A 9,266-nucleotide genomic window follows, 5' to 3' on the forward strand; every position below is an offset into this window, starting at 1 on the left:
GACGACCATGTTGTGCAAACTATTAGCCCACGAGGTTTTTATTAAGAAAAGGGTGCCCATGGTACTTAAATTAGAAAACGGAGTCCCCAATCCAGATGATTCTTTAAGGATTTTCTGTGAGGTAATAGGTGTTACCTTATATCGGGAAGCTGCAAAGGTTCCACCAACAAGCTTAAATTCTCCTCTTTTTATCGATATACCAGGAATTTCTCTTAGTGATGTCACAGAATGGTCTTTGATCAATTCATCTTTGGACGCTATCGGAGTTCACTCGCGCATCCTTGTTCTAAATGGTGCATACGATAGAAAGGTTCTGTCTAAGTGTATTCAAATTGGTTCTAACCTTTCTGCAACTCACCTTGCCATTTCACATTTTGATGAATTGTCTAATGCATCAAAGCTTTGGCCTATTATTTTTGATTCTGGTTTATCTCCTTATTGTATCTCGACAGGGCAGAATGTTACGGGTGATTTTTCCGCTAATGTACTAAATCAGATGATCGCTAAATCCTTCCCAGAGAATTTATATTCCCAATCTTTTTCATCTTATCAAAATTCTTAAACTGTGAACGACGACGCCAAATTCTTTTTTTTCCTCAGCGGATTTATTGGTTTTGTGTTTTTTTATGCCTTTTCCTTGTTTCTTTACCGAGACCTTGTCATGAGCTTGGTATTTGGTGCCATTGGTTCCTTGGTAATTTCATTCTTTGGCCGCATATTGCTAACCACAGCCCTTAGAAAAGTTCAAAGCTCACAAGCTTTGGTAAATTCTAACCCTCCGGCATCCCATGAAACTGTTGCGTCTAAAGGTAAAGTTTTGAGTGACAACAACGATTCCGTATTAAATTCCTCCGTTAAAGCTAATTTGGCCGCGGTTGCCAATGATTCTAAAAGTTTGAAACAACCAAATATTAAAAAGTGAGTGTCTCCGCTCAAAAGATTTTATCCAGCGAGGATAACCAAAAACGCTTTGAAATTGCTGCGGACAACTACCGTGAGGCAATGTCTAGCAAAAAAACTCGTGATCAATGGATCGAGGATTATCTGCCCTTAGTTAAGTCGATCGTAAATCGATTGCGTTATCATTTTCCCGAAAGTTATGAAACCGAAGATATGTATGGCATTGGTGTTCGTTCGCTTATTTTGTCTGTTAATCAATTTGATCCATCTAAGGGTAGGGCCTTTGGTAGTTATGCGGCTCTTAGGATTAAAGGTGGTTTGCTAGACGAATTGAGAAGGATTGATCATTTACCTAGGGCTAATCGGGCAAAGGCTAAATCTCTACAGTCTACAATTCTTGATTTGGAAAGAGCCTTAAAGAGGCCACCAACAAGCGATGAAATTTGTCAGGAACTTAAAATCTCTCATGCCGAATACACAAAACTTCTGGAACAAACCCAGCCCATTGTTTTTGTTCCTTTGGAGTCAAAATCCTCTTTTTCTGATTCTGACAATGAAAGCCAATCTTTAGGCGAATCTTTATACGATCCGACTGAACCCACTGCATTTGATCAAGTTGAAAGAAAGGAAAAAATCATTTCCCTTCGAGAGCACATAAAAGAATTACCCGAGCAAAGCCAAAAAATTCTGATGCTTTACTATGTAGAGGAATTGAGGTTGTCTGAGATCGCACAACTCTTTAACTTGTCAGATGGAAGGATTAGTCAGATCCTTTCACATTCTATAATTTCTCTTCGTGCTAAATTTCAAACTTCCGATTAACTAACTTTTCTCACTATGCTTTTAACTGTTGGAATGATTATCGTTTTTGTCTCCTGCATCGGAGGTTTTGCGGTCGCGGGCGGAAATCCAGTTTCTTTGATTCATGCTGGAGAAATTATGATTATTTGTGGAATCGGCTTGGGGATTTTAATTGTTTCAAGTCCAAAGACGGTGCTGCTTACCCTCAAAAGCGATATCATAAAGGCTTTTAAGGGTGGTATAAGCGACCAAGGTAAATTTATTGACCTTCTCGTTATGCTATACGAACTGTTTATGCTTGGTAGAAGAAAAGGAACGCCAGCACTTGACGAGCATGTTAGCGATCCCAACAACAGTTCTATTTTTTCTAAGTATCCTTCTTTCTTAAATGATAAGGGTTTAGTTGAATTTCTATGTAATTCTCTTAGACCCATCGTTGACGGTCGGTGTAAACCAGGGGAGATTGGAGGAATTTTAAAGTCTGAGCTAAGTAGTCGTGAGGCTGAGGCAAGTCGTTCTATCAAAGCAATTGAAATGATCTCTGATGCTCTGCCTGGAGTTGGTATTGTGGCTGCTGTTTTGGGAATTATTAATACCATGTCTAATTTGGAAGACCCAGAATCTGTCGGCTACAAGGTTGCTGCAGCGCTCAGTGGGACATTTTTGGGAATTTTCCTAGCCTACGGAATTGGCGTACCCTTAGGGCGTTTGGTTTCTTTGAATCAAGGCCAAGAAATGCTTTATTACCGCATTGTAGAACGCTCTGTTTCTGGATTTGCTACTGGACTTTCTCCAATCATGGCAGTCGAGATAGGAAGGCGTTCCCTTGATAAAGTTATGCAACCCACTGCGGATGATCTCGAAGAAAAATGCAAAGACGCAGCTAAAGGTGGTTGATTTCTCGACCTGATCCAACTTTGCCTTATGCCTAGCTTACGCCCTAAAAGGTCTCGGAATTTTTCTTTCGGGCACGGAGGAGCTTGGAAAGTTGCTTATGCAGATTTTGTAACTGGGATGATGTCCCTATTTTTGGTATTGTGGATTCTATCACAAGATGAAGAAGTTATCATAGCCACAACACGCTTTTTTCGTGACCCCTACAAAGCAGGGGTTCCTAAATCTACTCCTATCGAGCAGAAAGATGCTAGACCTGGAAGTATGGTGGATCAAATTGTTGGCAGGTCTGATACCACCATGAGAAATACAAATGATACGACTTCAATTGACATCGATGTACTTCATCGAATTGCCCAAGATTGGTATCAACGGTTGAAATTGCACGAAATAGATGATTCGACAATTCAATTAGAAGTTACTTCAGACGGTCTGAAGGTTACTTTGTATCATGGTGATGATAAACCTATTTTTGAGTCTACATCTTCCAAGCTGTCAACTCATGGAAGAAAGGTAATGCAGAGAATGTCTTGGTTGTTATCTCAACATGTTTTGGCATATAGAATCGACTCACACTCTATGGGACTTGCTGATAAAGTGAAGAATCATGAACTTGCTGAATGGGAGTTGTCCCTTTACCAAGCAGTCGAAATTAACAATGCTCTGGGACACTACTCCGCGGGTGAATTGGATGGAAAGCTTGAACGTATGACTGGCCATGGGGCAACCAAACCAAATCGTGTACGTTTTCCTAATCGGTCAGATAAAAACCGTCGGGTAGAAATTAGTTTAGTCTTGGATGTTAGCAAAGAGGACCTTGCTCGTTATCGCTAACTTTTTGATATGGATAGTTATTTGAAAGGCAGAGGCTTTAAGGATGTTGAATCTGGAGATTCAAATTTTGAAGGACTTTTAGACCAAAAGAGTGGTAAACCAGATGCAAAAGAAAACAATGTTTCTGAGGATAGACCACAAGAAAAAGCGGTTATTTACGAAGAAGAGGGCTGCCCTAAAGTAGAACTTGTTTCTGAGGATGGTCGTCCCACATCTCTCGTCATTCATTTGCCTGACGGACGACTTTTAGAAATTGATTGTATTTATTGATTTCTTTTAAAATTCACCTTTCGTAGATGGAGATTGATTTCTTTCATCTCTAATGGCGCAAGAATTGCTTTCCTTAATGGGTGAATCTCTCTTTATACGAAAACGCATCTGCACTACGCGGTCTTGAACAGTATCAAAATGTCATAGCAAACAACATTGCGGCTAGTCATGTTGCAGGTTTTAAGAAGGTTGCAGTATCTTTCGAGGCTGTGGAGGGAGGAGAAATTGCTCGATCCACTCATGATAGGTTGAGGAACGAAATGCCTGGTTCGTTCCCAGTCATGAAGAACCAAATAGACTTCAACGCAGGTGAATTAAAAGAGACTTCAAATCCTCAGGATTTGGCATTACACGGAGATGGTTTTTTTGCTCTGATGAACCAAAATGGTGAACGAGTATACACCAGAGACGGACAATTTTACTCTAATCCCGATGGTGGTATGGTAAACAGCATGGGGCACGAATTTGTTGATGAAGGAGGTAATGCGATTACCTTTGTGCCAGGTCAAGGTGATGCATCAATAGATGATGAAGGCCAAGTTTTTCAAGGAGAACAGCTAGTTGCTAAAATTGGTGTTTTTAATTTTGAAACCCCTATCACCGATCTGCAAAAAGTCGGCGGGGGATTTATCACCAAAGAGGAGGGGACTCAGCCAGAATTAGCTGAACCAGGCTCTTTCAAGGTTTTACAAGGTTTTTTAGAGAGTAGCAATGTATCTGCTATTGAAGAAATGATTGGATTAATTGAAGTGTCTCGTGCACACGAGGCGAACCAGAAAATGGTGCAAGCTTTTGATGAAAATACAGGCAAGGCGATTGGAGCTCTTGGCCAAACTAACTAATATATATGAATCTATCTTTATATTCCGGTGCGACGGGCATGCAGGCTCAGCAACTTAACCTTAATGTGATTTCTAATAACATCGCCAATGTCAACACCACGGGTTACAAGAAGAATAAAATTGAATTTCAAGATCTTCTCTATCAAAACCCCAGGCAATCGGGTGGTCAAACTGGTGCAGGAAATGTCATCCCTACAGGAGTTGAAATGGGAAATGGAACTAAAGTAGTTTCAACTGCGAAAATATTTACTCAAGGCCAGCTTACGCAAACTAACGAAAAAATGGATATTGCCATTGATGGGGGCGGCTTTTTTCAAGTTGAACGATCTGACGGAACCGAAGCTTATACTCGTGATGGTGCTTTTAAAGTTGGCCCCGATGGCCAGCTTACTACTTCTGACGCACTCCCTCTTGCTGCTGGTCTTCAAATTGATCCCGAGGTAACTAATGTTTTTATCGCCACAACTGGAGAGGTTTCGATCGAAACTGCCGCGGGTACTCAAATTATTGGTCAGCTTGAGTTAGTTAGATTTGCAAATCCATCAGGTTTAAAATCCCTTGGTGGCAACCTATACATCCAAACTGAAGCCAGTGGTGCCCCTGAAATTGGTGCTCCAGGAGAGAATGGTTTCGGTGTTTTGCAACAAGGTTATTTGGAAATGTCTAATGTAAATGTCGTTGAGGAAATGGTTAACATGATCATTGCTCAACGTGCTTACGAAGTGAATTCTAAATCGATTCAGACATCTGACGATATGCTTTCTCGCGTTAACCAGCTTAAGCGATAATTGAAAGTAAATTTACATCTTACCTTTCTTTTATTACTTCCAGCTGTTCTCACAGCTGGAGTTGAAAGATTTTTACAACCCCTTAACCTTGAGGGTAAGAATCAATCGTATTCTCTTAAAAAAGCTGCTTTTCTTCGCCCCAGCACATCGAAGAGTTACCAAAGCTTTAATGTTTCATCAGAGAACAATAGTTTTTTGACTTCAGATCATTTAGAGCGATTACTTGGAGATTCCCTCAAGCATCGTTACCAAGCGACTGGAGAAATTCGTGTAAATTTGTCAACTTCTTGGCAATCCTTGAAGGTAAGTTCATCCCCAATAATCAAAATCAGGGACATTTCTCCCGATGAATTAAGCTCGAGTTGTTTCATTCGTTTTAGTCTTTGGGACGCTGGTAAAAAGTTAGGAGATTTTTCATATCCCTTGCGGGTCGCCAGCTTGAATGATGTGTATTTCTCTACTAAGAATTTAAACCGGGGAACTAAGTTAAAAAAAGAAGATTTTAGTTTGCGGAAAGTAGATATTTTGAAACAACACGCTAGCTCAGTTTCGAATACCACAGCCCTTAAAGGTTTTGAGCTTCAATCTAATTTAAATGCAAACTCTCCCCTCAAGTGGAGTATTTTATCCAAGTCTACTCTGATTAAAAAGGGTCAGGTAATTGATGTTTACGCTTCAGGCAATGGAATTTACGTAACGATGAAAGGACTTGCACTCGAGGATGGGGTTGCGGAATCACTGGTTAAGGTAAGGAATCTTTCTTCAGATAAGGAATTTCACGCCAAAGTCTTAACTGAAAGTAGTGTGAAAGTTCACCTTTGAAAATAATTACAATGCCCAAAGTTTTTTTAGTCTTAATGATGAGCCTCTTACCCGTGGTTGTAAGTGCTACCTCTCTATGGTTAAAAAGCAGTAACAATCAACGTGGGATGTTCGGAGGTAAGAGAGCCTTTGCGGTTGGGGATTTGTTGACTATTGATGTTGCTGAAACTTCATCTCTATCAGCTTCTCAAAATTCTGTCAGAAATCGTCAATTTGAGGTTGAAAGTGCGGTCAAACAATTTTTGTATGCTAATAGCAAACTAGGTACGCACAATGGTGGGTTGCCAGGTACTCAAATTGAGAGTCAAAGTAGCAACCAAGGCGGCGGTTCAATAGCTAATACTCAAGACCTAAAAAGTCGAGTTAGTGTGATCGTTATTGATGTATTACCAAATGGAGTGCTTGTACTTGAAGGGGCTAGGATGGTTACTTTTTCTGGGGAAAGTTATTTCGCCGTTCTCAAGGGAATGGTTCGTCAAGAAGATATCGGTTTTGGTTTTAAGGATGGTTTGAGATACCGAAATATTGTTTCCTCCCAATACATTGCTGACGCTCAAATCGAATTTGTTTCAAAAGGCAGCCTTGATGATGCCCAAAAAGAGTCTTGGTATCAAAAACTTTCTACAATTCTCAATCCTTTCTAATGAAGTCAACCGTTCGATCCTTTGCTTTTTTTCTTTTGGGGGTAGCACCCATTTTTGTGTTTGGTGCTCGAATTAAAGACTTAACCGATGTTCGAGGGTTTAGGAGTAATCAACTATTTGGATATGGAATTGTTACGGGTTTGAATGGCCAGGGTGATTCTCGAATAGAGTACACCGAGCTAGGAATTCTCAACGCCTTGGAATCTCTTGGTATTCGTGCGGACAAAGCAGATAAGTCCAGAAATATAGCGGCAGTTATGATTACTGCCGAAATTGGGCCTTTTGGAAAAGCTGGTACTAAGATGGATTTAACTGTTTCCTCTATCGGTAACGCAGACTCATTGCAGGGGGGTATTTTATTACAAACCCCTCTCAAGGGTGCGGATGGACTTGTATATGCAGTTGCTCAAGGTCCCGTGTCAATTGGTGGCTTATCAGCCGGAAATGGGGGAGGTAATATTCAGGTTAATCATCCAACAGTCGGTATCGTAACTAATGGTGCTTTAATTGAGAGAGAGATATTTACTGATGCCTTATCCAAAGATTCAATCGATTTGTTATTAAGATCACCTAATAATTTAACTGCGGTTAAGATGGCTAAGGCTATTAATGGTTTTTACCCCGGTTCATCTCTTGCTGTAGATGGTGGTGTCGTTAATGTTAAAGTTCCCTTAGAGTTTCTCGGTCAAACAACCAACTTTATCGCTGCTGTTGGAGAAGTTGAGGTAAAACCAGATATACCTGCCAAGATTATCATAAACGAGCGGACTGGTACGATTGTGGCTACCCAAAATGTTCGGATTTCTCCGGTCGCCGTTAGCAGCAGTAATGTTACCATTTTTCTCAACCCGACAACTGGGGTGAGTCAGCCATTACCATTTTCTCGTGGTGCAACCGAAGTTATTGAGGGTGAAAATGCCGAATTAATTGAGGAGGTAGGTAGATTTGAGTCGCTTGACGAGTTGGATCAGCCAGGGGGGACAACAGTGAATGAATTGGCCACGGCTCTAAATAAGCTTGGTCTGACAACCCGCGAAATGACTTCAATTTTTCAGTCAATTAAGAATGCCGGTGCCCTTCAAGCCGAGCTTGTTATCAACTAAATCATTCTTTATGGAAAATAGTAGCATAAGCAGTAAGCATGTAAGTATGGATTCATCCTTACTTATGGAGATGGTTCATTCACAGAAAAATTCCGAGAGTGAAAAAACTGAATTTGTATCCCAGCAATTTGAATCTGTCCTAGTTAAGCAGTTTCTCAACGATGCCTTAAAGCCAATGTTTAAAGGTGTTTTTAATGAAAATAGTGAAGGCCATCGCTTATACAGACATTTTTTTACTGATGCACTGTCCGAGAGCATTGCTCAAGGAGGTGGTTTTGGAATCTCTTCTATTCTCCAGCAGCAATTATCCCCTGTCGGAAATCATAAGGAAATCGAAACTGACAAGGAAAAATCCAATTAGTCGTGGTTAATCTTACACAAACAGTTTCAACGAGTAATAATTGGGAAGACCTCCTCGAATTGTTACGTAACGAATTACAGGAATATGGTGGTCTGATTGGGTTGCTAAATGCACAGCAACAGACTATATTAAATCGTAAACCAGATAGTCTTTTGGAGATTAACCAGTCCGTACAAGCTCAAATGGAAGCGAGCCAAATCTTACAAAAGCGTCGCCAAGGCTATGTATCGAATTTAGCTTTAAATTTTGGCCGGCCAAAACAATCCAGCTTAAGCGAATTACTTCCGCACCTCCCTGATGTTACTCAACCTATGTTTGAGAGTATAATTGAGGAAATTAATTCTCTTATATCAAATGTTCGTACAAAGGTATCTCAGAACCAAAGACTGCTAGCTCGTTTGCTTGAGGTTACTGATCATATTCTTTCTGTCGCAAGTCCGACCTCCCACTCCAAAACCTACTCGAAACAGGGCAAAGTGGGGAATTATTCTTCAACTCCTACGAAGCTGATGGATCGGGCATAATCATTATAATTTTATGATTGGAGGAATTATAAAGAGTACGGAAGCCCTTCGTTTTCACGCGAAGTCAGCGGAAATTGCGGGTCAAAACCTAGCTCATGTTAACGATGAGTCCTACGCCCGGCAAAGAGTTTTATCGAGAGAAGGTTTAATGTCCAAAGGCCAAGGCGGTCTTAATACGTCTTCGATTGAATCAGACGGACTTGATCAAGCACGTAACGAATTGCTTGATAAACGAGTCTTTTCAGAATTCGGTGAATCAGCAAGCATAGAAGCTCAAGTAGAGGTACTTAACTTACTCCAAGCTGCTTTGGGAGAATCGGTTAATAGATCAGGTGTGGATGGAGGTTTAGATCTTGAACACAACAGCAACTTAGCCGAGGGGGGGTTAGCTCGAGCTTTAGATGATTTATTTAATGCATTTCAGGAATTATCTGCATCGCCCGATGAATCAAATGCTAAGCAAGAAATTTTTCAAAAAATTCA

Annotated in this window: 13 protein-coding genes and 1 pseudogene; all 14 read left to right on the forward strand. The window is 40.6% G+C overall.

Translation table 11 applies throughout. From position 1 onward, the window contains the following. A pseudogene (locus tag ACKPQ4_RS08365) lies at positions 1-562 on the forward strand (hypothetical protein); the annotation flags it as partial. 3 nt (positions 563-565) lie between these two features. Next, complete coding sequence (locus ACKPQ4_RS08370) at positions 566-922, forward strand: hypothetical protein (RefSeq protein WP_407680735.1); 357 nt, start codon at positions 566-568, stop codon at positions 920-922. Beyond that, on the forward strand, positions 919-1,722 hold the full coding sequence (locus ACKPQ4_RS08375; RefSeq protein ID WP_407680736.1) for a sigma-70 family RNA polymerase sigma factor: 804 nt from the start codon (positions 919-921) through the stop codon (positions 1,720-1,722). The genes ACKPQ4_RS08370 and ACKPQ4_RS08375 overlap by 4 nt, the downstream gene beginning before the upstream one ends. Before the next feature lie 15 nt (positions 1,723-1,737). Continuing rightward, the gene (locus ACKPQ4_RS08380) at positions 1,738-2,598 is read left to right on the forward strand and encodes a motility-associated protein (protein WP_407680737.1); all 861 of its coding nucleotides are present in this window, start codon (positions 1,738-1,740) and stop codon (positions 2,596-2,598) included. A 27-nt stretch (positions 2,599-2,625) separates the two neighbouring features. Then, a complete protein-coding gene (locus ACKPQ4_RS08385; protein WP_407680738.1) occupies positions 2,626-3,429 on the forward strand; it encodes a flagellar motor protein MotB in 804 nt (267 codons plus the stop codon). A gap of 9 nt (positions 3,430-3,438) precedes the next feature. Beyond that, positions 3,439-3,699, forward strand: coding sequence for a hypothetical protein (locus ACKPQ4_RS08390; RefSeq protein ID WP_407680739.1), 261 nt, complete (start codon positions 3,439-3,441; stop codon positions 3,697-3,699). Positions 3,700-3,779: 80 nt separating this feature from the next. Beyond that, the gene (locus ACKPQ4_RS08395; protein WP_407680740.1) at positions 3,780-4,541 is read left to right on the forward strand and encodes a flagellar hook-basal body protein; all 762 of its coding nucleotides are present in this window, start codon (positions 3,780-3,782) and stop codon (positions 4,539-4,541) included. A gap of 5 nt (positions 4,542-4,546) precedes the next feature. Continuing rightward, positions 4,547-5,329, forward strand: a complete 783-nt coding sequence (gene flgG, locus ACKPQ4_RS08400; RefSeq protein WP_407680741.1) for a flagellar basal-body rod protein FlgG — start codon at positions 4,547-4,549, stop codon at positions 5,327-5,329. Next, complete coding sequence (gene flgA / locus ACKPQ4_RS08405; RefSeq protein WP_407680742.1) at positions 5,330-6,151, forward strand: flagellar basal body P-ring formation chaperone FlgA; 822 nt, start codon at positions 5,330-5,332, stop codon at positions 6,149-6,151. Between the two features lie 35 nt (positions 6,152-6,186). After that, the gene (locus ACKPQ4_RS08410) at positions 6,187-6,795 is read left to right on the forward strand and encodes a flagellar basal body L-ring protein FlgH (RefSeq protein ID WP_407680743.1); all 609 of its coding nucleotides are present in this window, start codon (positions 6,187-6,189) and stop codon (positions 6,793-6,795) included. Beyond that, positions 6,795-7,898, forward strand: a complete 1,104-nt coding sequence (locus ACKPQ4_RS08415; protein ID WP_407680744.1) for a flagellar basal body P-ring protein FlgI — start codon at positions 6,795-6,797, stop codon at positions 7,896-7,898. The genes ACKPQ4_RS08410 and ACKPQ4_RS08415 overlap by 1 nt, the downstream gene beginning before the upstream one ends. 10 nt (positions 7,899-7,908) lie before the next feature. Next, entirely contained in the window at positions 7,909-8,259 is a 351-nt protein-coding gene (locus ACKPQ4_RS08420) for a rod-binding protein (protein WP_407680745.1), read from the forward strand. A 2-nt stretch (positions 8,260-8,261) separates the two neighbouring features. Then, complete coding sequence (locus ACKPQ4_RS08425; protein WP_407680746.1) at positions 8,262-8,783, forward strand: flagellar protein FlgN; 522 nt, start codon at positions 8,262-8,264, stop codon at positions 8,781-8,783. Between the two features lie 13 nt (positions 8,784-8,796). Next, positions 8,797-9,266, forward strand: a 470-nt coding sequence (locus tag ACKPQ4_RS08430; RefSeq protein ID WP_407680747.1) for a hypothetical protein, incomplete at its 3' end; no start/stop codon positions are given.

This window comes from Candidatus Chordibacter forsetii (genome assembly GCF_964187505.1).
Lineage (GTDB): Bacteria > Verrucomicrobiota > Verrucomicrobiia > Opitutales > Seribacteraceae > Chordibacter > Chordibacter forsetii.

Bases quoted from the DNA above. Each gene is read 5' to 3' on its own strand.
- ACKPQ4_RS08410 (WP_407680743.1), top strand. From the start codon at position 6,187: ATGATGAGCCTCTTACCCGTGGTTGTAAGTGCTACCTCTCTATGGTTA.
- ACKPQ4_RS08390 (WP_407680739.1), top strand. From the start codon at position 3,439: ATGGATAGTTATTTGAAAGGCAGAGGCTTTAAGGATGTTGAATCTGGA.
- ACKPQ4_RS08380 (WP_407680737.1), top strand. From the start codon at position 1,738: ATGCTTTTAACTGTTGGAATGATTATCGTTTTTGTCTCCTGCATCGGA.
- ACKPQ4_RS08385 (WP_407680738.1), top strand. From the start codon at position 2,626: ATGCCTAGCTTACGCCCTAAAAGGTCTCGGAATTTTTCTTTCGGGCAC.
- ACKPQ4_RS08420 (WP_407680745.1), top strand. From the start codon at position 7,909: ATGGAAAATAGTAGCATAAGCAGTAAGCATGTAAGTATGGATTCATCC.
- flgG (WP_407680741.1), top strand. From the start codon at position 4,547: ATGAATCTATCTTTATATTCCGGTGCGACGGGCATGCAGGCTCAGCAA.
- ACKPQ4_RS08415 (WP_407680744.1), top strand. From the start codon at position 6,795: ATGAAGTCAACCGTTCGATCCTTTGCTTTTTTTCTTTTGGGGGTAGCA.